This window comes from Vibrio sp. B1-2 (assembly GCF_963888445.1).
Lineage (GTDB): Bacteria > Pseudomonadota > Gammaproteobacteria > Enterobacterales > Vibrionaceae > Vibrio > Vibrio anguillarum.
Genome location: NZ_CAWPJH010000040.1, coordinates 293420 through 314533 on the forward strand (window position 1 = coordinate 293420; position 21114 = coordinate 314533).

The 21114-nt window shown below is 47.1% G+C and carries 27 protein-coding genes; 26 read left to right on the forward strand and 1 reads right to left on the reverse strand.

Annotated elements, in window-relative coordinates; all coding sequences use genetic code 11:
* Positions 1–140 precede the first annotated feature (140 nt).
* The 26 genes from AACQ75_RS12940 to AACQ75_RS13055 all read left to right on the forward strand — a co-directional run bounded on the left by AACQ75_RS12940 (position 141) and on the right by AACQ75_RS13055 (position 20908).
* Positions 141–1049: a GPO family capsid scaffolding protein gene (locus AACQ75_RS12940; RefSeq protein WP_170888776.1), complete on the forward strand. Its 909-nt coding sequence runs from the start codon at positions 141–143 to the stop codon at positions 1047–1049.
* Positions 1050–1051: 2 nt separating this feature from the next.
* A complete protein-coding gene (locus tag AACQ75_RS12945; protein WP_170888777.1) occupies positions 1052–2068 on the forward strand; it encodes a phage major capsid protein, P2 family in 1017 nt (338 codons plus the stop codon).
* A gap of 14 nt (positions 2069–2082) precedes the next feature.
* Complete coding sequence (gpM, locus tag AACQ75_RS12950; RefSeq protein ID WP_170888778.1) at positions 2083–2799, forward strand: phage terminase small subunit; 717 nt, start codon at positions 2083–2085, stop codon at positions 2797–2799.
* 110 nt (positions 2800–2909) lie between these two features.
* Positions 2910–3371 (forward strand): head completion/stabilization protein, encoded by a 462-nt coding sequence (locus AACQ75_RS12955; RefSeq protein WP_170888779.1) that lies wholly within the window; start codon positions 2910–2912, stop codon positions 3369–3371.
* Complete coding sequence (locus AACQ75_RS12960; protein WP_094164580.1) at positions 3368–3850, forward strand: phage tail protein; 483 nt, start codon at positions 3368–3370, stop codon at positions 3848–3850. The genes AACQ75_RS12955 and AACQ75_RS12960 overlap by 4 nt, the downstream gene beginning before the upstream one ends.
* On the forward strand, positions 3847–4506 hold the full coding sequence (locus AACQ75_RS12965) for a phage virion morphogenesis protein (RefSeq protein WP_170888780.1): 660 nt from the start codon (positions 3847–3849) through the stop codon (positions 4504–4506). Before AACQ75_RS12960 ends, AACQ75_RS12965 begins: the two co-directional genes overlap by 4 nt.
* A gap of 1 nt (position 4507) precedes the next feature.
* Positions 4508–5611: a DUF2586 domain-containing protein gene (locus AACQ75_RS12970; RefSeq protein ID WP_170888781.1), complete on the forward strand. Its 1104-nt coding sequence runs from the start codon at positions 4508–4510 to the stop codon at positions 5609–5611.
* Positions 5605–6063, forward strand: coding sequence for a phage protein (locus AACQ75_RS12975; protein WP_170888806.1), 459 nt, complete (start codon positions 5605–5607; stop codon positions 6061–6063). The genes AACQ75_RS12970 and AACQ75_RS12975 overlap by 7 nt, the downstream gene beginning before the upstream one ends.
* Before the next feature lie 8 nt (positions 6064–6071).
* A complete protein-coding gene (locus AACQ75_RS12980; protein ID WP_094150660.1) occupies positions 6072–6275 on the forward strand; it encodes a TraR/DksA C4-type zinc finger protein in 204 nt (67 codons plus the stop codon).
* A 5-nt stretch (positions 6276–6280) separates the two neighbouring features.
* On the forward strand, positions 6281–6490 hold the full coding sequence (locus AACQ75_RS12985) for an HP1 family phage holin (protein ID WP_094150658.1): 210 nt from the start codon (positions 6281–6283) through the stop codon (positions 6488–6490).
* On the forward strand, positions 6477–7067 hold the full coding sequence (locus AACQ75_RS12990) for a lysozyme (protein WP_170888782.1): 591 nt from the start codon (positions 6477–6479) through the stop codon (positions 7065–7067). Before AACQ75_RS12985 ends, AACQ75_RS12990 begins: the two co-directional genes overlap by 14 nt.
* Complete coding sequence (locus AACQ75_RS12995) at positions 7042–7383, forward strand: hypothetical protein (RefSeq protein WP_170888783.1); 342 nt, start codon at positions 7042–7044, stop codon at positions 7381–7383. The genes AACQ75_RS12990 and AACQ75_RS12995 overlap by 26 nt, the downstream gene beginning before the upstream one ends.
* Positions 7292–7594, forward strand: coding sequence for an Rz1-like lysis system protein LysC (lysC, locus tag AACQ75_RS18165; RefSeq protein ID WP_445285787.1), 303 nt, complete (start codon positions 7292–7294; stop codon positions 7592–7594). Before AACQ75_RS12995 ends, lysC begins: the two co-directional genes overlap by 92 nt.
* Entirely contained in the window at positions 7591–7872 is a 282-nt protein-coding gene (locus AACQ75_RS13000; RefSeq protein ID WP_094164586.1) for a putative phage tail assembly chaperone, read from the forward strand. Before lysC ends, AACQ75_RS13000 begins: the two co-directional genes overlap by 4 nt.
* Positions 7873–7922: 50 nt before the next feature.
* Positions 7923–8057 (forward strand): DUF6890 family protein, encoded by a 135-nt coding sequence (locus tag AACQ75_RS18170; protein WP_445285788.1) that lies wholly within the window; start codon positions 7923–7925, stop codon positions 8055–8057.
* Between the two features lie 16 nt (positions 8058–8073).
* A complete protein-coding gene (locus AACQ75_RS13005; protein WP_249339357.1) occupies positions 8074–10062 on the forward strand; it encodes a phage tail tape measure protein in 1989 nt (662 codons plus the stop codon).
* Positions 10052–10390: a DUF2590 family protein gene (locus AACQ75_RS13010; protein WP_170888784.1), complete on the forward strand. Its 339-nt coding sequence runs from the start codon at positions 10052–10054 to the stop codon at positions 10388–10390. The genes AACQ75_RS13005 and AACQ75_RS13010 overlap by 11 nt, the downstream gene beginning before the upstream one ends.
* A complete protein-coding gene (locus AACQ75_RS13015) occupies positions 10383–11588 on the forward strand; it encodes a baseplate J/gp47 family protein (RefSeq protein WP_170888785.1) in 1206 nt (401 codons plus the stop codon). The genes AACQ75_RS13010 and AACQ75_RS13015 overlap by 8 nt, the downstream gene beginning before the upstream one ends.
* A complete protein-coding gene (locus tag AACQ75_RS13020; protein WP_170888786.1) occupies positions 11588–12241 on the forward strand; it encodes a phage tail protein in 654 nt (217 codons plus the stop codon). The genes AACQ75_RS13015 and AACQ75_RS13020 overlap by 1 nt, the downstream gene beginning before the upstream one ends.
* Positions 12241–14166: a phage tail-collar fiber domain-containing protein gene (locus AACQ75_RS13025; RefSeq protein WP_170888787.1), complete on the forward strand. Its 1926-nt coding sequence runs from the start codon at positions 12241–12243 to the stop codon at positions 14164–14166. Before AACQ75_RS13020 ends, AACQ75_RS13025 begins: the two co-directional genes overlap by 1 nt.
* Entirely contained in the window at positions 14166–14672 is a 507-nt protein-coding gene (locus tag AACQ75_RS13030; protein WP_170888788.1) for a phage tail protein, read from the forward strand. Before AACQ75_RS13025 ends, AACQ75_RS13030 begins: the two co-directional genes overlap by 1 nt.
* A gap of 3 nt (positions 14673–14675) precedes the next feature.
* The gene (locus AACQ75_RS13035) at positions 14676–15569 is read left to right on the forward strand and encodes a hypothetical protein (protein ID WP_170888789.1); all 894 of its coding nucleotides are present in this window, start codon (positions 14676–14678) and stop codon (positions 15567–15569) included.
* Positions 15557–16030: a baseplate complex protein gene (locus AACQ75_RS13040; RefSeq protein ID WP_170888790.1), complete on the forward strand. Its 474-nt coding sequence runs from the start codon at positions 15557–15559 to the stop codon at positions 16028–16030. Before AACQ75_RS13035 ends, AACQ75_RS13040 begins: the two co-directional genes overlap by 13 nt.
* Positions 16027–17619 carry a hypothetical protein gene (locus AACQ75_RS13045; RefSeq protein WP_170888791.1) on the forward strand — a complete coding sequence of 531 codons (1593 nt, stop codon included), beginning with the start codon at positions 16027–16029 and terminating at the stop codon, positions 17617–17619. Before AACQ75_RS13040 ends, AACQ75_RS13045 begins: the two co-directional genes overlap by 4 nt.
* Positions 17619–17816 carry a hypothetical protein gene (locus AACQ75_RS13050; protein WP_168522543.1) on the forward strand — a complete coding sequence of 66 codons (198 nt, stop codon included), beginning with the start codon at positions 17619–17621 and terminating at the stop codon, positions 17814–17816. Before AACQ75_RS13045 ends, AACQ75_RS13050 begins: the two co-directional genes overlap by 1 nt.
* A gap of 974 nt (positions 17817–18790) precedes the next feature.
* Positions 18791–20908 carry a methyl-accepting chemotaxis protein gene (locus AACQ75_RS13055; RefSeq protein WP_170888792.1) on the forward strand — a complete coding sequence of 706 codons (2118 nt, stop codon included), beginning with the start codon at positions 18791–18793 and terminating at the stop codon, positions 20906–20908.
* Positions 20909–20942: 34 nt separating this feature from the next.
* Here AACQ75_RS13055 and rsmS read toward each other — a convergent pair whose 3' ends face one another.
* Positions 20943–21113 (reverse strand): pleiotropic regulatory protein RsmS, encoded by a 171-nt coding sequence (gene rsmS / locus AACQ75_RS13060; RefSeq protein ID WP_013856554.1) that lies wholly within the window; start codon positions 21111–21113, stop codon positions 20943–20945.
* Position 21114: the final 1 nt, after the last annotated feature.

The following is a 21114-nucleotide window of genomic DNA, read 5'->3' on the forward strand; positions in this document are numbered from 1 at the left end:
ATTCGCCTACCAAAATTCCTCGAAATTCCAGTTTTGCTCATATCCGAATTGACCCGAACTAAACAAGCTGAAAGCACGAAATCAAAGGCGTATGTTTGCCACAAATCGAAGTAATAACGCAAAAACGGGTACCAATAACTATGCCAAAAACCAGTGATTGGGTTGTCATCGCCACAGAAGGCAGCACCATAGACGGCCGCAAAATTACCAAGCCATGGATAAACGACATGGCCGCGCTGTATTCAAAAGACGAATACACCGCACTTGTTTGGCCTGAACACTGGCGTAGTTCATGGGCTCCGTTTGAAGGTAAGAACTGGGGCGTAGTTGAAGAACTAAAAGCCGAAGTGTTAGACGACAAATTACGCCTATTCGCCAAAATTACCGCCAACCAGTACCTGCTTGATGCAAACAAAGAAGGGCAAAAGCTCTTTACCTCGATAGAACCAGATCCCGATTACAAGGGCGAGGGGCGTTGTTATTTAATGGGCCTAGCTGCGACTGACTCCCCAGCCTCCACAGGTACAACGCAACTCAAATTCTCACGCCGCAAAGGTGAAGAAACCGCCTTACAAGCGGACGCTTTAGAAGAAATCGACCTAAGCGGTTTTTACACAAATCAACCGCATGACTTTTCTAAATTCTTCGCCATGTGCAAAAACTTTTTCCAATCTGGCGCAAGCTCGCCAGAGCAAACACCAGAACCGGAACAAGGGGACACAGAAGTGACCGACGAACTAAAAGCCTTGCTGAAAGAATCTTTTAGCAATCTAAAAATAGAAATTGGCCAAGAGATTGAAACCAAATTCTCTGCGCTAAAACTGCAACCGCAAGAGCCAGAAACACCAGAAGAACAAGACTCAATGAAGCTATTCAGCGCAGAACTGACCAAGCAACTAAAACCGCTTGGTGATCTCACTGAAAAATTCAACGGCCTTGATCAGAAATTCGGTGAGCTGGAAACCAAATTCAACGCGTTATCTGGTGAAACGGGTGGACAACGTCCGCCAGAAGAAGGCGCAGGCGACCTAACAGTGGAGGCATTGTAATAATGAGCCTAAGTAATCAAGCCGTTAAATTCTTACAGCTATATAGCTTTGCCGTTGCTAAAGCTGCCGCTGTCGAAGGTGTGGACGTAACCAATAAATTCTCTATTGCGCCGCCTATCGAAACCAAGCTACGTCAAGCCATCATGGAATCAGATTCATTCTTGAAAATGATCTCCATGCTGTCGGTAGACCAAATTCAAGGCCAAGTCGTTGATGTCGGCACAGGCAAACTGCTCACTGGCCGTAAAAAAGGTGAACGCTTCCGCGCTGCGTTAGGCATGGGTGGCAACACTTACCAGCTAGCAGAAACCGACTCGTGCGCAACCATTACGTGGGAACTACTCACCCAGTGGGCGAACTCCGGCAACGTGGGCGAGTTCACCAAGTTAATGAACGCCGCCATGACGCGTAACGTCGCGTTAGACGTGTTAAAAATCGGCTTCAACGGCACTTCCATTGCCGAAACTACCGACCCAGAAGCAAACCCACTCGGCCAAGATGTCAACAAAGGTTGGCTAAAACTCGCAAAAGAGAAAAAAGCCGAGCAAGTACTTGCCTCTGCCATTCTCGACCCAACCGGAGCCACCGAAGGTTCTTACAAAAACTTGGATGCACTAGCGAACGACTTAAAACGCAACGTGATCCACGAAGTGCATCAATCATCACCTGATTTGGTCGTCATTGTGGGTACCGACTTAGTGACGTTCGAACAGCACCGCTTACTGCAAGCCGCTGATAAACCGACCGAGCACAAAGCCGCCCAGCAATTGGCGAAATCAATCGCAGGTATGACAGCGTACACGCCGCCATTCTTCCCAGCCGATGCAATGTGGGTAACAAGCTTGAAAAACCTGCAAGTGCTCACGCAAAAAGGCACCCAGTGGCGCAAAGCGAAAAACGAAGAAGACCGCAAGCAATTCGAAAACTCCTACTTACGCATGGAAGGTTATGCCGTGGGTGATTTAGATAAGTTCGCGGCTATCGAATCGGTCACTATCGCCGAAGCACCCGCAGCCTAGAAAGGTGATTGAACATGGTTAGCCCACTTAAACAGCAGCGCGATGCACTGTTAAAAGCTAAGCAAACCAACCACGCAGTGGCGCACGATGCCACTGCAAGTTTGGACAGCTTACACCTTCGCTTAATCGAATTTGAGCAAGACAAAAAAGCCCTAAAAAGCTTTGTTCAAATCGCGCAGAAGGTAAACCACAAACGCGAAGTGCTTATTCCCAAATACAAGCCAGTGGCAGAAGCGTACTTGGAAGCAGGCGAACGCTATCAAAACCCAATCTTCACCGACTTGATCGTGTGGTTAGTCGATACCAGTGATTTTGATACCGCTTTGGCATGGGTTGAAAAAGCCATTGAGCGAGAACTGCCAACGCCGGAAAACTTCAAGTGCACATGGCCTACGTTCATTGCTCGTGAAGTGTTGGAGTGGGCAACCAACCAACTGTCATTTGGCCACTCAGTAGACCCATATTTCAGCACCGTATTTGAAAAGCTTTGGAAAGAAGAGTGGGTAATACCTGAAAAACTCTACGCAGAATGGCTCAAGTTCGCAGGCTACGGATTACTGCTTAACAGCAAAGGCGAACCGCAACCAAGCCAAGTCGGCACCATTGAACAACTTGAAAAAGCAAAAGCGCTGTTGCTGAAAGCACACGAAGTGCACAGCAAGTGCGGAGTGAAAACCAAAATAGGCCAAATTGACATGCGCATTCGTGCCATTCAAGACGGCAAGCTTTAAAGACTCCTACGCCGCCGCGCCTCGGCTGGCGAGGTTGCAATAACCTTCGTGGTTCATTGTTAACCGTCGAACCAGTGGCTAGAGGCGCACTTATTTAAAAAGGGTGAAGAATGTTCACAGCATCAACCGACAGCTACCAAGAAACCGAAATCACTAACGATGGCTTTTGGCCTAACGTGAATGCCGGTGATTTTGAGCGCATGCGAGGAACACCTGCCGCGCAAGACGATGAACGCATCGCACACGCTGTCACCAATGCTATTGCATCCGTCAACCTTGAGCTAGAAATGCTCAAAGCCAGCTACATGGCCGAGGGCATCAACAAAGCCGAAGAAATACAAGCGTTCCCATATATCGGCAATAAAAACCGCGTCGTCATTCAATACCAAGCCGCTGTCTTTGCTCGAGCAAAAGCCGACCTACTGCCAGATTTCTCAACCGTTCACCAAAAGAAAGAAGGTGATCACTTGGCAGAACGCAGTGCCGAAATCAAAAACGAACTGTTAGCGGAATCCGCTCGAATCATCCGCCACATGCAAGGGCTAAAACGCTCATCAATGGAGCTGATATGAGCACATACCAAGTCGGCCAGAAAATGCGCGCGCTAAAGCTGCACATCGATAAATGCTTAGGTGAGCAAATAGCCAAACGCTTAGAAGTTGAAATGAGCGACATCGAGCTTGTGCTAATGCCGCGCAACATGGGCAACGGCATCGACATCGCGCAGCAACGCTACATGGCTGAATTCTACATAGACCGCCTACCGTTCAAAAAATACGACCCCGCCGTACTGTTCGCCAATGTTGGCGCATGGCTAATGGACTACGACCAAGAACGAGAAGAACAACTAGGCGAACTCAAAGACCCAAGCATTGACGTGGTAGTCGAAGACGAAAGCAGCGCAGAAGTGATCATCCAAGTCATGTTTGAAGAACCCATCAAAGTCGTTGAAGACCCTGAAGGGGATATCTACTGGCAAGGTAAGCGCTGGAAAATAGCCCAGTACGAAATTTGGGTGGCAGAACACCTACGTGACGTGGTGATCAGATGATTCGAATTAGCGCTGACGAACGCAGTTACTTACGAACCATCGAGCAAATTAACTTACTTACGCTTGATAGAAAAACGCGCCAACGAATGCTCAAAAAGCTAGGCGCAGCAGTGACTAAAACCACGCGTAAAAACATACGTGCCAACCGTGACCCAGAAGGAAATCAGTGGAAAAAACGCCAGAAAGGGCGCGGAAAAATGCTCAAAGGCTTCACCAAAAAGCTAAAGCACTTTCAAAAAGACGACAACAAAACCTTGTTGGTTGGTTGGCCGTCTGCGCGTGGCTCTGTCGCTTATCAACATCACCACGGCATTGGGCAAGAAAGCGGGCTAAGTGCAAGAAAGCGCCAAGCCAAAAAGAACAAAGAGCCAAACAAGAACGACCCAGCCACGCGCGAACAAGCCAAAGCACTGCGTGACTTAAATTTCCGCTTACAGCCGCAAGGCCGACAAAAGCGAGGCAAGAAACCAACGCTTAAATGGATTATTGAAAACATGAAGTTAGGCGAAGCGGCCAAAACCATTCAAGAGTTGGAAAATAAAACTCCCGCTCGAAGTTGGGAAGTAGGTAGACCAGAACGGCGATTGATAGGCGTTAGCCCCAAACGAGTGGCAATGATCATCAAACGCGAAATGCAACGAAACAGGAGCAACTAACATGGCATGGCCAACCGTTATTATAAAAATCTTGAACTTGATGAACGGCCCCATTGCCGGGGTTGAATATCACTTTCTCTTCGTTATTTACGGCACCGTTCCGCAAGGAGCAGAACGTAACCTAATCATGGTCGACTCAACCACCGACCTAGCCGATAAACTTGCAGACGCCAACCCAGAAGGGTTAGCTAACATCACTGCCGCCCAACTTAACGGCAAAAGTGAATGGACGGCGGGCGTGATGATCTTAGACGAGGCCGACAACTGGCAAGACGCCATTCACAAAGCTAATGAAGTATCCAGCTTTGAAATGATTGTGCTTGGCTTCGACTGCGAAACCAAAGCCATGATTGAAGATGCCGTCACCGTTCGCACCGAACTGAAAAACCAGTTAGGACGTGAAGTTGGGGTGATCTGCCAACTGCCAGCCGTCACCGCAGAACAAACATGGGAACAGTGGTTAGCTGCTATTGTTAACATCCCCAAAGACGTGGCAAGCGAATACATCACCGTTGTGCCAAACGTCCATGCTGATGGCACCACCCTTGGCAAATACGCAGGCCGTTTAGCCAACCAAGAAGTATCACTAGCCGACTCACCCGCACGTGTGCAAACAGGCAGCGTATTAGGCAACACCGAGCTAGCCAAAGACAGCGCAGGCAAAACGTTAGACCTAGCGACCTTGCGCGCCTTGGAATCAAACCGCATCGCCGTGCCTATGTGGTACCCAGATTATCCCGGTCAATATTGGACAACAGGCCGCACGCTTGATGTGCCCGGTGGTGACTACCAAGACATTCGCCACATTCGCGTCGCCATGAAAGCCGCCCGTAAAGTTCGCATTCGCGGTATCGCTCGAATCGGTGATCGCACATTGAACTCAACACCGGGCAGCATCGCCGCGGCAAAACTCTACTTCACGCAAGACTTACGCCAAATGGCCCTAACGGGTGTGCCGGGTGAAATCTACCCGCCAGAAGATGGCGATATTGATATCAAATGGGTAAGCACTGAAGAAGTAGAAATTTACATGAGCGTTCAGCCCTATGAATGCCCGGTAAAAATCACCATCGCCATTTCAATTAAACAGGGGGCAACATCATGACCGCACGTTTCTCAGGCCGCAGCTTCGACACAACATTGTTCGGTGAGTTTGTGCACGTAAAAAGCGCGACCGCCACTATTAACGATGAATCGCAAGTCGCTTATACACGTGGCATCACCGACGGCTATCTAGACGGAAAAGTAAGCTGTGATGTAGAGCTAGAACTCGACCTTAGTCAGTTCAAAAAAGTACACAAAGCCGCGAAAGCCGCAGGCAGTTACCGAGGCATCAAACCCGACGATATGTTGTTTTACGCCAACAACGGCGTAGACGAAGACAAAATCGAACTGTTCGGTGTCAAGTTCGTGCTGTCCGACATCATCGGTATTGACCCAGAAAGCGCCGACAAATCCACTCGCAAACTCAAAGGCTTTGTTACTAGCCCGCTGTTTGTTCGCATCAATGGCGAGCCGTATCTCGCTCCAGAAGATACGCGCGGCCTAATCAGCTAAGGACAACCATGGCGGATGTAATAGATGTCGCAAGCGATACGGAAGCCAAATTCCAACAAGTGGCACTGGCCAACCAACTGGCAAGGGCAGGTAATGCCCTTCGCCAAAGCCGAACCCATTGCCTTGAGTGTGATCAAGAAATCCCGCAGGCAAGAAGAGAAGCCATAAAAGGTTGCCTGTATTGCACTCCCTGCCAAGCAAGAAAGGAGTGAATTAAATGTCAGATTGGTACGACAGGCTTACAAGTTATATCGCGTATTTCATGTCAGGAACGGGCGTTTTGCTCAGTTCCATGACACTAGAACAATGGTACTTCCTCGTATCGATTTTGATCGGTGTGGGGGCGCTACTGGCCAACGTTTGGCACAAAAGAGCCATGCAGAAAATCGCCAGAGAAAAAGGAGTATTTCTCAATGAAGTTAGCTAACAGAATCATTTGCTCAGTCGCAGCGGTGATCGGCTTAGTCACTGGTGGCGCAGCGCTGTACGGTGACGAATTCATCAAACCCGTTGGTCAAGTAGTGATCGAAGGGCAGAGCCTAGGTGAACTGCGGATTAGCCCTAAAGGTTTAGAGCTGATTGGCAATGCCGAAGGATGCAGGCAAGAACCTTATCGATGCCCTGCGGGTTTAAAAACAAACGGAATTGGTAACACTCATGGCGTACCAAACCAAGTGGTGACACTTGAGCAGGTCGCAAAAGATTGGGTGAAGAACATCAAAGAGGCTGAAAGATGCGTCACAGAGGCTGAAAGTTATTCAGGGCGACGAATGAATCAAGGCCAGTTCGATGCGTTTACGTCATTTGTGTTTAATTTTGGATGTACGAAGTTTCGTGTGAATGACGATGGATCATACACACGAATATACCAGGCAATTAGAGACGGGCGATTTATAAAAGCATGCGGACATATTCCGGAGTGGGTTAAGTCACAAGGCATTGTCCTAGATGGCTTAGTAACTCGAAGGGGATTAGAAAATGCTCGCTGCATGGAAGTGGATTAAATACCTAAGCGTTGCCGCCTTGCTTGTCGCGGTTTGGGTGTTATGGCTAAAGCTAGACGCAAGCCAAATCAAACAAACCGCATTGAACGAACAGCTAACCAAAGCCCAAGCGGATAACCAAAGCAACTTAAAAACCATCGGGATCCTAAAAGGCGAGGCCGAACAAACCAACCAACTGTTAGTGCAGCGCAAGCGGCAACAGATACAAGCAGAGGAAAAGCTCAATGCAGACATGGCAACACTTAAAGCCCAGTTGGCAAACGTTGAATGCCATATTCCTAGCACTGTTACTGACCGCTTGCGCGAGCCCTACTGAAACCGTTTCAACGCAGGTGATAGTAAAATTGCCACCTGCGGGAATGTTAGTTCCTTGCCATAAGCCGCCAGTTATCGGCACATGGCCAGAAGTGGTAAGCGAAGACATTCCAAAGCTAAAACACGCACTCAAAGAGTGCCATTCACAAATTGAAGACTATTTAAATTGGCGTGCACAGCACGAACAACAAACAGAGAGAGAAACACAATGAGCAAAGCTGCATTCGCAACCAAACCCGTCACTGTAGAAATCAACGGCCTTGAATTCATTTTCAAACCCACAGTGAACGATGCAAACAACTACACCAACGAAGTCATGCCGGATAACAAAGTCGCCCCTGCTCGCACTTACTTAGAACGCACCGTTGAAAGTGAGAAAAAAGCTGAACTGGTTGAACTATTAAACACCGTTCCGGGTTTAGCGGTAGAGCTGCATAGCAAAGTGCATGAAGCCTCAAAAGGTGGCATCACCATCACGCTAAAAAACTAAAAAACAAGGTCGAACGCATTGAACAAAACGGCTTAGAACAAGCGTTCGCCCTGCGTCGTTATTACTTCCCAAACGAAGATGATGACCCGCAAAACCTAGCCCGCGCCTTGTGGCTTGATAAGCACGAAAAAGAGCGCATGGAAATAGCCGTAGGCACAGCAATAGCAAAACTTTTTAAACATTGAGAATGGTTAAACGCTGATGAATGAAAAACTACTCATGCAAATAGGTTTGATTGACCAAATCACCAAACCATTGCAGGGCATCACCAAAGAAATCCAAGGAGCCATGAATGTCGGTAAAAGCGGCATGCAAGACATGGTGACAGGTGGAGCAGGTTTAGTTGCAACAGGTTTCGCCATTCAAAACGCATTAATGCCCGCTATTGAAATCAACCGTAAAATTGGTGAAGTGAAATCGCTAAATGTAGCGGCTGATACGTTAGAGCATTTAAAAAAGACAGCTTTGGATTTCTCAGGAGAGTACGGGAAATCATCTACGGAGTTTGTTGGTGCGGCTTATGATATTCAATCTGCAATTGCGGGATTGAAAGGAACGGAACTTTCTGATTTTACTAAAAGCTCCGCAATTTTAGCCGCTGCCACAAAAGCTGATACCGCAACCATTACGGATTACATGGGTACTATGTATGGTATTTTCGAAAAAGACGCCGCTAACTTAGGTAATTCTAATTGGGTTGAGCGTGTAACCGGAATGACAGCACAAGCCGTTCAGATGTTTAAGACCGATGGTAATAAAATGTCTCAAGCATTTAGCTCCTTAGGTTCTTCGGCTACGGCTATGGGCGTGGACATGGCGGAGCAAATGTCAGTTTTGGGTATGCTGTCCGCTACTATGGGAGGCGGAGAGGCGGCGACAAAATATACAGCATTCATTGGCGGTGCAGTCAAAGCTCAAAAGAAATTAGGGTTATCATTTTTTGATTCATACGGGAAAATGCTACCGATGGTAGACATACTTGAATCAATTAAAAAAAATACAGGCCATTTGTCTTCAGATGATCAATATGATGTTTTATTTACAGCGTTTGGTTCTGGTGAAGCAGTTAAGTTAATCCAAAACTTACAAGATAAAACAGCATCCCTAGGCAATAGTATTGTTGAGTTGGATAAAAACTCCTCCATGGATACTGCTTTAAAAATGGCCGAAGCCATGACCGACCAATCTCAACGGCTTGAAGCCTCATGGTTTGCTATTCGTGCCGCCGCATTCAGCTATGTATTACCTGCCTATAATGCTGTTGCTGGAAGTATTGCTGACCATTTGATGTGGCTCACCTCATTAACCAGTGAATACCCACTACTAACCGAATACCTCGGTTATGCCGCCATCGGTGCGTTATCGCTAGGCGGTGTGGTGGCTTCGCTCTCGCTCGTCATGGGCATCGCTAAAATGATGTCCGGCGGCTGGGCCGTGACCATGCTTGGTTTGAGTAGTTCGCTAAAAGTGTTAAGTGCGGCAACTCAAATGCTCACATTGAAAACGTGGCTACTGAACGCGGCGTTTTGGGCAAACCCTATCACATGGATAGTCGCTGGAATCATTGCGGCCGCCGCCGCCATTTGGGTTTTTAAAGATTACATAGGGGCTTTTTTAGATGGCTTTATTAGCGGGTTTATTGAAGCTTCAGGCGTTGCGACATTATTTGAACCGCTAATTTTAGCATTCAAGTTAATAGGTAGCGCTATCAGTTGGGTGTTTGATTGGGTTGTGAAGTTACTGACTCCGATTGATGCTGCTTCAGAAAGTTTAAGCTCTTTCGCAAGCGCAGGACAAATGGTGGGTTTCATCATTGGCACTGTTTTTCAGGGCATTTTAATGCCAATCAAGTTAGTCATGATGGCGTTAGAGCAGTTCTTACAACTAATCAATAAAATCCCCGGCATTGATATTAACTTTGATCTTGGTGTTAGTGATCTTAAAGACATCCCAGAAGTCAGCGGAACTTTATCTAATTCGATTGATGTGGCCAACACTGACACATCCGTCATTGACTACAAAAACCCACAGAACGCGCCAGCGCTAAACCCTGCGATGGTGCAAAACCTCAACAGCACACAAAGCCGCCAGACCGTGAATAGCAGAAATTATGGCGATATTTATGTGACGACGACTAACGGTTTCTCATTTGAAGACGTCGAAGAAAGGAGAGACTTAGATGCCGGATAAAAGATATGTCGACATCAAAGTGATCGACGGCGGTTGGCAAATGGACGCAGGCCAACAGCCGCAAAAGTGCAGCGACTTATACAGCATCGCTCAAGACGTAAAGCACGACATCATGGAAAGCGGCCTAGCGCGCAAGTTAATTGCAGAACGCAACCCAGTGCTACGCGCTGACGTGTTAGTACAAATCGAACAAAAAGCCGAAAGAGATACGCGCATTATCCCCGGCACCGCAGTCGCCACGGAACAAAACGCAGGTGACATCACACTCACCGCACAAGCCTACGACTACAGCGGCACTATTAACATCGAGGTACCCGTAAATGAGTAACGGTAAAAGACCAACCGCCGACTTTATCGACATTCTGGCTCAGTCAGATGTGCCGGTTACTGAAGACGAGTTCGAAGCCAAACTAAAAACCGAAGTCACAGGCGCAGGCAGTGAAGTCTCTAACGACTCTAAAATGTCACCGTTTTGGCGTTGGGTTCGCGCCGCCGTGGTTACGCCTTGCGTCTGGTTGATTCGTGTGTTGCTCGCGGGTTATGTTATGCCAAACATGTTCGTTGGCACCGCGCAGCGTTGGGCATTAGAGCTAAAAGCATGGGAATACAACATCACGCCAAAAGGTGCAGTAAAAGCCCAAGGCTATATCACACTCACCAAAGCCAATGCCGCCGATGCCGTCACCGTAGAAGCCGGAGCCATCATCCAAACCCTGCCCATTAATGGCGTGGTTTATGAAGTGGCAGTGCTGGAAGAAACCGTGATCAACGCAGGTGAAGCAACGGGCAAAGTATTAGCCGAAGCCGTGGGCGAGGGCCAAGCCTACAACCTGCCAGCGGGTTATTTCAACATCATCCAAAAAGAAATCCCCGGCATCATTGCCGCCGTGAACGAGCCCGAATGGATAACCACATTAGGTGCAAACCCAGAAACCGGCGAAGAATTAGCGCTGCGCCTACAAAACGCGTTCACCAGTTCCGGACAATGGCACATTGATGATGTGTATCGCTCCATCATTTCAAGCGTGGCGGGTATTCGTAGTGACAACATCTACTTTGAAAACACAGGCCATATCACACCCGCTACCGCCAACGCATTAATTGTCATGGAAGTGGGGCCAACGCCACAGCCAATACTTGACCAGTTGAATGATCACATCATGGCGCAAGGCCACCATGGGCACGGTGACGTGCTGACGTGTAAAGCCATGTACGAAACTCAGCATGTCGTCATTGCTGAAGTCGTGTTCAAGAAAAACACCAGTGACATGGCAAAAATTAACGAACTGCTAGAAGTCGAAGACAGAATTCGCGCCGCGTTCCGTGAAACCGAAGCCTACCCAGAAATGACCAGAGCAAGGCCACAAAGCCGATTTAGTGTGTCAGAACTGGGTACCGAAATTCACAACAACATGCTTGAAGTCGAATCAGTACGCATCACCGTGGATGGTGAAGTGCAAAAAGACATCGTGAGCCTACTGGCGCAGCCACGCTTACAATCACTTTCAGTTATCGAGGCCGAGTAATGAGCGAACCGAACAACGCGCCAGAACTGCCAGAAGTGGTGATTCCATGGTGGCAAGACGGCAGCACAACCGCCGAAGAACTCAAAGAACCGCACTTTCTGTCAAAAGGGGTGTTCAGTTTCTGGCTAATGGTTCGCGCTTGGCTGTTATTCCCATTGCGCCAAATGGACTCATTAACCTGTAGCGAATCGCTGCTTAATTTAATGGCGTGGGACAGAGACATCACCCGCTTTGAAAACGAACCGCTAACGCTATTTCGCAAGCGCGTAAAGTTCGCCGCCATCAACGCGAAAGATGCAGGCAGCGTGGCCGGGTTTAAGCGCATTTTTGAAAGGTTGGGTATTGGCATTGTCGCATTCAAAGAACGTGAAGATGTGATCGAATGGGACGTGTGCACCATCGAACTAACCGACAGCGCCATTTCACAGAACAGCAAACTAGTGCAAGTGCTGATCGAACAATACGGCAGAACCTGCCGCCGCTATCGCTTCCAAGTGACATACCCTGCAACTGTACACATGCGCAGTGGTGAGTTTTCTCACTCGTTCGCTATTTACAAGGCAGAGAAAAAAGAAGCAATAGAACTTGTAATCAAGCCGACATCAATGTCGAGCAGTCAGCAACTATTCAGAGCAACAATGGGAAGTAACTAATGAGCCAAACTGAAGTTCCGAATGAATTCGCAAAATACATGCAAAACCAAATCAGCGTTGGTCTAGCGCCTGACATGAACGAAATGATATTCGCCTACATACCAGATTTAGACCCAAGTCAGCCAATAGATCCAACCCAAGGTTTGCCCAATTTGGCGACATGGGTGCACCAACAAGACATCGACCAACTAGGTAAGCTTGGCGATGGCGCACTAGTGTATTCAGCAATCATCAAAAGTGACGCTGAATTCATTTTTAACGCCATTTACCTGCGCGATAAAAACGTGCCAAATTCTTGCGGTATGGTGGTGCACAAGGCCAAAGAAAACAAAGAGCTAGGAAGCGAGGTGACGCGTTCGCTAATGATGGAGTACGTCAACGCCGCGCAAATTGTGGGCGTAACGCAAGACGCAGCCACATGGCAAATTGACTACCAAGCCAGATTGAAAGGCATGGATGAAGATTTGCGCCTAGCCTGCCTAGACAACTACGGCCACACCGCATTTGTAGACGGCTTCGACGTAACCCAGCAAGCCGACCCGAACAAATACAAAATCACACCGGGGGTGGTGTATGTCGGTGGCCTGCGCGCCGTACTTTCAGGCGAAGTGTTGCAAACCATCACCACCAAACCCAACGGAATTTATATCGATGTGGTCCGAGACGGTACCGCATTGTCAGCATGGGAAAACACGCTAACGATTAAAGTCTCAACCACCCCATTAAATGACCATGTAGACGAAGCAGGCCGCAAGCACTATGTAGCAAAACTAGCCGGAATTAATGCTGATGGTTCAGTGGTTGACTGGCGGGTTAAGGGTGGTTTGGAAGCACTAAAGCAGCCGTGGTCTGCATTTGTCAACTACAGCATCGGTGAAGAAGTAGTTCGCAATGGTTTGCGCTATATCGCTTGCGCAGCGTCAGGGCCGGATAATGGTGGGGCTGTTATGCCAGGTGGTACACAGCAAGTATGGGATAGAGTGTTACCCCAATCATACTCCATTCGGAACCCAGCCGTGTGGGTAAAAATAGCTGTAGTAAATGGGGGTACTGCTACTGATGGTGATGCGGTTTCTATCTCTGTTTTTGGTGGTTCAAACTACGCCTCTACACGTCGATTTAGCGCAGAAATTTCACTGGGTCAGCGAGGCAGCTCATTTGAAGCTGTGATTACACCAAAGATTCTAGGCGTTAACGACCCAAGGTTTTACATAAAACAGATTTCTCCCCTTATTTATGAACTATGGTTTAATCGTTCGACATCATTCCCGGGCGTACTCACTGTTGTACAAAACTCTGTGCCATTGATCAGTCAAACGCTCGTAGGGATACTTGATACTTCATCTACTGAGCCAGAAGGCGTCACTTTAGTACCTTACGACACAGGCTATCAATACGCATCAATCCCAATCGGCTCGCCTTTCCCGCACATTGGCAATCTGCCGCCGACAAATGATCCAAGATTTCGTTACGTTGTGCTTACTGATGCTGACCCATATAACGACGGCGTTCTCATTAATAAAGAAGTGTCAGGAGTAGCGCCAAATCTTGTTATCAAGTACACAATCGACATGCCTGAGTCGCCCCTGCGCGGCACTAAGATTGAGATGTTAAATACAATGGAGTCAGTTGTGTCTCCATCAATTACAAGTGGAAAAGTTTTTAATGACACAATAAGAGATATTGAAGGTACATTCGGGGTTCGTAGGGCAACTGTTACTGGGGCAAATATTGCTTTGTCTGCTGATGGCGCGTTCGGCCTAACTTCCAAAGCTGAAGCCACTTACAACCCGATATCACTCGACTCATCCCTTTCACTGACGACAGATCAATCTATAGTTTTTGCTGCTTCTAACACTGTTCCGACAGGCGCGCGAAATCAAACATTTGCAATTGGTTATAAATATTTGATGAGGGTTAAATAATGACTAATAATTTTTACGCCATTGATGATGCGCTGTTACTCACGTACGCAGAGGGCGCAATCGAAATCACCGAACAGCAATACAACGACGCGTTAGCTGCAAAAATGGAAGGTCGCAAAGCGTTCGTGAAAGATGGCGAGCTAATTATTTTCACGGGCAAAGTCACTGCTTATCTAAAATCAGACTGCACACAGCAAAAAGAGTTTGATGATAAAACGTTAGTGACTGACGACTACACGCTAGATGTTCCCAAAACTCGCTTTGATGAATGGATTAATGATGAGTGGGTAACGAACTTGCAAAATCAGTATCAAGCACAAGTGCAGCAAGTGACTGACAAGCGCGCTTATCTTTATCTTGATGTTGATCGTCTTGCTAACGAAGGCAAGCGCATTCTAGACATTGAAGGTGACGAAGCAAAAGCAGAAGAATATCGACTACAAGCTAACGCGCTGTATCTAAAGATACGATCTGAAAACCCTTGGCCAACCCCGCCAGAGGCCTAAACCATGTGGCAAACTTCATCGCTAACATGGCCAACTAGCGCCCAAACCATTCAAACCAGTGCCGAGGCGGTCACAAGCCAAGTCGGCACGGTAATGAATGGGGCGGTTAGCCGCTTAACACCACTCAACAGTGACGCCAATTTCGGGCGTCACTCGCTAAGCGCTGAAGCGCAAGCACTGCTTGGGTTGCGGGGTGATCTGCAATCGCTACTTAATCACGGCACAGTGCTAACAGTTGGCCCATATCAATTCCAAGTGGGCAGCAAGTTAGATTCAGGTGCGTACTTAAACCCGCAAACCGCCGTAAAAATAATAGCTAACAAACTGCGTGACCTTTCCGACACCCATAGGCCAAAAGGCCAAATTTACGCCGTAGCAATCATGGTAACTGCATCAAGCATGACGAGTTTTGCAAGCCAACTAGCCGAACTAGTCAGTGTCTTTAACCTGCCGGATTGGTGCCAAGTAGCAAGGCAAGCGCAAGCCATGACCACCAATGAACGCGACAAGTTTCAACAGCCTGCGGCCATTGTCCAGCCACGCTTTAAGCCATCGGCAAATATCAACGCCAGCCCATTGCGTGACTACTTAGCGCTACAAGGTTCGCAAATCGCCACTCTTGAATCACTGGCCAGTGACAGCACGAATGTGATCGGCAAACTCAGCGCATTAGCTACCAAGCGCAGTGAAAAGCTGAGTGAAGTCAGCGCACAGATAAACGCACTCAAGCAGCTAAAAGGCAGCGTGTATTCATTCGCCCTCAGCGGAACGCCAGAAAGCATCGCAACACAATTAGTTCAAGCGGGTGCGCCAAATAATCATCAACATACCTTAGCCAGTGTGATGTTAAGTGATCGCCATCTGGCATTTTTTGAGGAGCTGCTATGTTCGCACTAGACGGCACAACCTTCGGCATTAAAAACGTGTTGGTCAGCTTTGAGCGAGAATTCAAAAGCCAAGACATGTCCGGCCAGTCATCATTCACAGACGATGCAGAACAAGGCGAAAAAGCCGCCATGCTTGATATTTCGGGCTTGATTGCATTTCGTGATCTGGAAAAGCTGACTTTGCTAGAAAGCATGAGTAACGCCAAAGACGAAAACGGTGATCGCAAAATTTACCGAGTCGTCAACGATGTGGCCAACGCGTTCAAAGTTCGCAACGTGAAATTTGTTGGTAAATTCTCAGCAGTACAGCAAGAAAACCCACTGGCGTGGCGTGTGTCGTTCAAACTGCGTGAGCACAACAGCGTAGCAGAGCAAAAAGAACAACGCGCAAAAGACCAAACCAAGCCAGAGCAACGCGAAAATACACGGTTTAAGCAAGCGCTAGAAGCCAATAACGAGGCGGCAAAATGAAGTTAAGCAAACGTCTGTTTATTGCCAATGAAGAAGTAGCGCTGACAAGCAACAAAGTCAGCCTAAAGCTATCGCTTGGCAGTAAAGCCGTGTTTGTCATCAAATCAAAGCAGCCGCTGGCAGAAAACCAAGCGGTGCGCTTTGACATCGGCTATCAAGAAAATACCGCGCCATGGTTTGAAGGGTTCATCGAAAAAATTCAACCTGCGCCAAACGGATATCAAAAAATCGTCGTTAAGGAATACGCCGGCATTTTAAGTCAACGTTGGACGGTGAGCATTGAACACCCAACCATCGCAGACATACTCAATCGGTTAAGTGATCTCACTGGCTTAGAATTCAAACTGCCAGATGCCGACTACACAAAAGCAGTGATCCCGAATTTCGTCAGCCAAGGTGACGGCTATCAATGTTTAGAGCAAATCGCCAAAGCATTCAATATTGATGATTGCGTGTGGTTTCAAGACGTAGACCAACAAATTTATTTTAGTTCATATCAAGACAGCCATTTCTACAACAAGCCAATGTCAGTGCCAAGCGAATTCAGCACAAGACAAAATGCGAACAGCTTTACCTTCGTACCGTTCCCGATGATTCGCCCCGGTCGAACAGTCAATGGCAATCGCATCACAAAAATCGAACTGTTTGATGATGATATGACCGCGCACTGGCTTTCATCACAAAATGAAGTGCCAGCAAAAAAGCGTGAAACATTAGACAGCTTTCCAGAGCTGGCCGCAGGCTATCATTTGCCCAAGTTTGGCAGAGTAGAAGCAGTAAGAGACACCGCAAAAGCAGGGCAAACCGCTGACCCATTCCGGCCACGTTACGCAATCGACGTTCAAGTGTTAGATGAAAACATGATGCCAGATGTCAAAGTGCCTGTTTATCGGTCGGTTCCGCTGCCGGTTAACATGAGCGGCCATGAGTCAGGCTTGTTAGCGTACCCACTGGAAGGAACGCTAGTAGAAATCGCATTCGCGTATGGCCGTAACGACAGGCCAATTATTCGCGGCATGTACGGTCGTGAATATGCGCTGCCAACAATAGCACCAGGTGAACAACTTCAACAGCAACGCGAAGAAGTAAGCCGCCGTGTTGATGCCGCAGGCAACACCACCGAGAAAACCGACCAAAGCCAAACCCAAGAAGCATTTGCAAAGCATGATAAGGCAGATAGATACCAAGCCGAGTTTGGTCAACACAGCATAAGCGTAGACGAACACAGCAAAGAGAACATCATAGGCAAAAAGCTAATCGAAGCACTGGGAGCTATTGAGTTATTAGCAGGTGATAACATCGAGCTAGGAAGCCTAGGCAACATGCATATAGCTACCGCAGGCGAATTGATTGAAGTGATCGGTAAGCTAAGAAACATTGTCATAGCGCAAGACGACAAACTAAAAGTAATGGGCAACAGACTAGAAGTGATAGAGAAAGACTGGGAAGCATCGGCAAAGAACATGCGCTTTACCGCTGACTTAATCACAATGAACGGCGGCAAAGGCGTAGTGCAAGGTGATTGTATCTGCGCATTCACAGGCAAGCCGCATTCAGACTTATCGGCAACAGTTAAGGCAGGTAAATAATGGCACTAAGCAAAAGCTCATTAAAGCAAAGAATCATCACTGAATTGCAAGGGCAGGGCTTTACGACCACGGGCAATCACGCAAAGTCAGACGAACTAGCAACAGCTTTGGCGAATGCCATTGTTGATGAGATAACAGCGAACGCAAAAGCATCGGTATCATCGGGAAGTTCTGCCGGAAGTTGGCCCATAGAATAACGCACTAGCCACCAAACCCACCACAACACACGCAGCCAATCGGCTGCGTTTCTTTATGTCCGCATCAACCTAAATCGCGCATCACGCACCCACAGCCGAAACAGGCAGCACAGCGCCACGTAAAGGAGTCTCTCGCGGACGGAATCCGCGCTCCTCTACACCCGCCTGCGCGCTTTTTCGATCACTTTTTTTACAGTTTTTGAGTTGCGAAAAATCAGGCCGTAGCGAAAAGGGCAAACCATACCGCCAAGCCTTATATAGAAAGGGGCTTGCGGAGTTGTAAAGGGGCAGAAAATAAGGGTAAAAAGGGCATTTAAAAATTTCAACAATTGAAATTATTTGCAGTAAATTGAAAAACAATGATCTAAAAAGATCGCGTATTAATTTTTAAGTAATTGAAAGTAAAGGTTTGTTTTATTTTCCGTGAGGGTTTTTGATGATCTGTTTAGTAAATCGAAGATCTCTTTTTGTGTAGACAAAGCCAAGCGCCGCAATGGCTCAAGCCCATTTTGCACGGGAAAACATTTTTTCAATTTTGTTCATGACGGAAGAACTAAAAATAGGGCAGGGCGAAAGTAAAAAAGCAAGACGAAAAGCGCGATTCCGTTGAATGGTAGAGAAGTATAAAAGAGAGTAAGCAAAAATAAATTTGTCGCCACCTTATCGCCATTGATGAATTTTATTGCTTTTAAGTTTTTGTTTTTATTGCGATTTCATTTCACATTGAAATTAAAACTGATGACTTTCATAAGGGATCCTTAAGATGAGTTGTGCGCAAGATGTTACCATTTCAAGGCGCAAGGACAAGACGAAAAGCGAATCAATTGTAATACGTAAACTTTTTGAATAGTCAGAAAGGATATTTTTATTAACATTTATGTAAACTTACGATTGATCTCTCAAGTCAATATGCTCTAATTAAAGTCGTCACCATTTCGTCTGAAAACCCTATTAGCGCAGCATAAGGATGTAGTATGCGAACACTTTCGGTTCAATGGAAAATAACCCTTCTAGCCGGCCTTTGCCTGTTAATTACGTCATTGTCTCTCATTGGTTTTTCTGTTTATAACGCAGTGAATAACCAACAAGCAATAAAACAACAAAGTTCAGATTCTGTGATCAATAAATCGCAGCAGTTATTAGAAACTCGGGCGCGGCTCAATGCCACCGAAGTATCTGAATATCTCAGTGAAGCCATGTATCGGGCTCAAATGCTTGCTGATACGGCCTTGTTTTTCAAATCAAATACCGAAGAAAATTTTGGTGAAAGCGAAGCGTTAAGGACATCTTTAGATGAAATGGTTCGCAAGACGGTAGTCAATTATCCCAATGTTCAGGGGGCTTATCTCGTCTTTAAGCCAAATTTGCTCGATAGCGAGGATGACAACTACCAGAATGCTGACTATGTAGGCTCAAATGAAATAGGTCGATTCGCTGCATACTGGATAACGTCCTCCAATGGTGAAAATGTGGTGGCAAATGTATTAAGCGAAGTGGCATTGAAGGATGAAGGAAACAGTGAGCGTTTCGCCTGCCCGTTAACAACCGCTAGTGCATGTATCTCATCGCCTAAAATCGTGATTCAAGATAATGAAACGTTTCTTACTTCTTCTCTCTCTGTGCCCATTTTGATTGATGGCGTTGCGATTGGCTTTTTTGGCATCGATTTAAAACTTAGCCCACTGGTAGCGATTGCACTGAGTTCAGATCAAAGTCTATTTGGCGGTAATGGTAAGGTCTTTATTGTCAGCTTAAATAACACGCTTATTGCGACTGATGAGCGTGAATTAACCTTAGGCGCGCCACTGGCTGATTCAGTTTTGACTACAAAAGAGATTGCCAATCTTCTAGCCGAGGGTAAAGTCCATTCTCAATGGAATTCAGATCGGCAGTGGTTGTCTGTCTTTGCTCCCATTCAGGTGGCGAACCAGACTTGGGGCGTGGTTTTTGAAATGCCGACATCGAGTGTGCTAGCTGATGCCAATCAACTGGATCAGATCATTACTCAACAGGTAGAGAATGGCGTTAGAGCGGAGCTATTAGTCGGCGCATTGCTAGTCTTTTTAGGGCTCGCAATCATTGCGCTAGCTGCAACCCAAATTGTGAAACCTATTCGAGCGGTCGTGGAGCGGTTACAAGATATTGCTTCTGGCGAAGGGGATTTAACTCAGCGGCTTGTCATCAGTAGTCATGATGAAATCGGTGATTTGGCACGCGGCTTTAACCAGTTTTTAGACAAATTACAGGCTATCATTCAGCAGATCGTAGAAAGTGCGAACCAAGTAGCTCAAACGACTGAACAGGCACGGCAGTCTGCCGTACAAACGCGTAGCCGTAGTGAGTCTCAATTTAAAGAGATGGATATGGTGGCGACTGCCTCTGAAGAAATGACACAAACAGCAAGTCTCGTTGTGCAAAATGCCGAGGCTGCGGTGCAAGCCGCTTCGCAAGCTAATCACTCCGCACTGACTGGGCAGGATGTCATCCGTGCCTCTGAAGCTGAGATGCATAAGCTGGTGGTGCGAATGAGTGATGCGGTGCCGGTTGTTGAAGAGTTGGCTCAAAACAATATCAATATTACCGAAATTTTAACGGTCATTGAGGGAATTTCACAGCAAACCAATTTGCTCGCATTAAATGCGGCTATAGAAGCGGCTCGGGCCGGAGATCAAGGGCGAGGGTTTGCTGTTGTCGCCGATGAGGTACGTAATTTGGCCCAGCGGACTCAGAATTCTGTGGGTGAAATACGCAAAGTGATAGAAAAAGTCCAACAAGGTACTGAGGGCGTAGTTGAGGTGATCCAGCAAGGAAACGCGTTAGCAAATGGAACTGCGATGCAAGTCCAAAAGGCCGTTGCTGAATTAGAAATAGTGTTTGAATCCATCTCAGCAATTAACGATATGAATAGCCAGATTGTAAAAGCGGCCCAAGAACAGCAAGCCGTCTCTGGTGAAGTCAACCTCAGCCTATCCAATATTCGTGATCTTAGCGCGCAGATATTGACACTGGTCGGTGAATCAGAATCGGTTGGTGCTCAGATAAGCCAACTCTCGGCTAAGCAGCAACAGTTGGTTGGACAATTTAAAGTCTAACGGCTGGAAAGAGTAAGAAGTAGATGTTTGCTTCTTACTCTCTCGCAGTATCATCCAGTTTACGCAATAAATCCTGCTGTACGATTTTCAGCGCTTCAAGTGCGGTGTGTGGTTCAATCTGATTGGTTTCTAATAAGTAGATGAGATCGACAGCGAGCTTTATCTCTTCAGACGCGCCGTCTAGCGGTACAGTAGGATCATTCATG

Bases quoted from the DNA above. Each gene is read 5' to 3' on its own strand.
- AACQ75_RS12940 (WP_170888776.1), top strand. From the start codon at position 141: ATGCCAAAAACCAGTGATTGGGTTGTCATCGCCACAGAAGGCAGCACC.
- AACQ75_RS12945 (WP_170888777.1), top strand. From the start codon at position 1,052: ATGAGCCTAAGTAATCAAGCCGTTAAATTCTTACAGCTATATAGCTTT.
- gpM (WP_170888778.1), top strand. From the start codon at position 2,083: ATGGTTAGCCCACTTAAACAGCAGCGCGATGCACTGTTAAAAGCTAAG.
- AACQ75_RS12955 (WP_170888779.1), top strand. From the start codon at position 2,910: ATGTTCACAGCATCAACCGACAGCTACCAAGAAACCGAAATCACTAAC.
- AACQ75_RS12960 (WP_094164580.1), top strand. From the start codon at position 3,368: ATGAGCACATACCAAGTCGGCCAGAAAATGCGCGCGCTAAAGCTGCAC.
- AACQ75_RS12965 (WP_170888780.1), top strand. From the start codon at position 3,847: ATGATTCGAATTAGCGCTGACGAACGCAGTTACTTACGAACCATCGAG.
- AACQ75_RS12970 (WP_170888781.1), top strand. From the start codon at position 4,508: ATGGCATGGCCAACCGTTATTATAAAAATCTTGAACTTGATGAACGGC.
- AACQ75_RS12980 (WP_094150660.1), top strand. From the start codon at position 6,072: ATGGCGGATGTAATAGATGTCGCAAGCGATACGGAAGCCAAATTCCAA.
- AACQ75_RS12985 (WP_094150658.1), top strand. From the start codon at position 6,281: ATGTCAGATTGGTACGACAGGCTTACAAGTTATATCGCGTATTTCATG.
- AACQ75_RS12990 (WP_170888782.1), top strand. From the start codon at position 6,477: ATGAAGTTAGCTAACAGAATCATTTGCTCAGTCGCAGCGGTGATCGGC.
- AACQ75_RS12995 (WP_170888783.1), top strand. From the start codon at position 7,042: ATGCTCGCTGCATGGAAGTGGATTAAATACCTAAGCGTTGCCGCCTTG.
- lysC (WP_445285787.1), top strand. From the start codon at position 7,292: ATGCAGACATGGCAACACTTAAAGCCCAGTTGGCAAACGTTGAATGCC.
- AACQ75_RS13000 (WP_094164586.1), top strand. From the start codon at position 7,591: ATGAGCAAAGCTGCATTCGCAACCAAACCCGTCACTGTAGAAATCAAC.
- AACQ75_RS13005 (WP_249339357.1), top strand. From the start codon at position 8,074: ATGAATGAAAAACTACTCATGCAAATAGGTTTGATTGACCAAATCACC.
- AACQ75_RS13010 (WP_170888784.1), top strand. From the start codon at position 10,052: ATGCCGGATAAAAGATATGTCGACATCAAAGTGATCGACGGCGGTTGG.
- AACQ75_RS13015 (WP_170888785.1), top strand. From the start codon at position 10,383: ATGAGTAACGGTAAAAGACCAACCGCCGACTTTATCGACATTCTGGCT.
- AACQ75_RS13020 (WP_170888786.1), top strand. From the start codon at position 11,588: ATGAGCGAACCGAACAACGCGCCAGAACTGCCAGAAGTGGTGATTCCA.
- AACQ75_RS13025 (WP_170888787.1), top strand. From the start codon at position 12,241: ATGAGCCAAACTGAAGTTCCGAATGAATTCGCAAAATACATGCAAAAC.
- AACQ75_RS13030 (WP_170888788.1), top strand. From the start codon at position 14,166: ATGACTAATAATTTTTACGCCATTGATGATGCGCTGTTACTCACGTAC.
- AACQ75_RS13035 (WP_170888789.1), top strand. From the start codon at position 14,676: ATGTGGCAAACTTCATCGCTAACATGGCCAACTAGCGCCCAAACCATT.
- AACQ75_RS13040 (WP_170888790.1), top strand. From the start codon at position 15,557: ATGTTCGCACTAGACGGCACAACCTTCGGCATTAAAAACGTGTTGGTC.
- AACQ75_RS13045 (WP_170888791.1), top strand. From the start codon at position 16,027: ATGAAGTTAAGCAAACGTCTGTTTATTGCCAATGAAGAAGTAGCGCTG.
- AACQ75_RS13050 (WP_168522543.1), top strand. From the start codon at position 17,619: ATGGCACTAAGCAAAAGCTCATTAAAGCAAAGAATCATCACTGAATTG.
- AACQ75_RS13055 (WP_170888792.1), top strand. From the start codon at position 18,791: ATGCGAACACTTTCGGTTCAATGGAAAATAACCCTTCTAGCCGGCCTT.
- rsmS (WP_013856554.1), bottom strand. From the start codon at position 21,113: ATGAATGATCCTACTGTACCGCTAGACGGCGCGTCTGAAGAGATAAAG.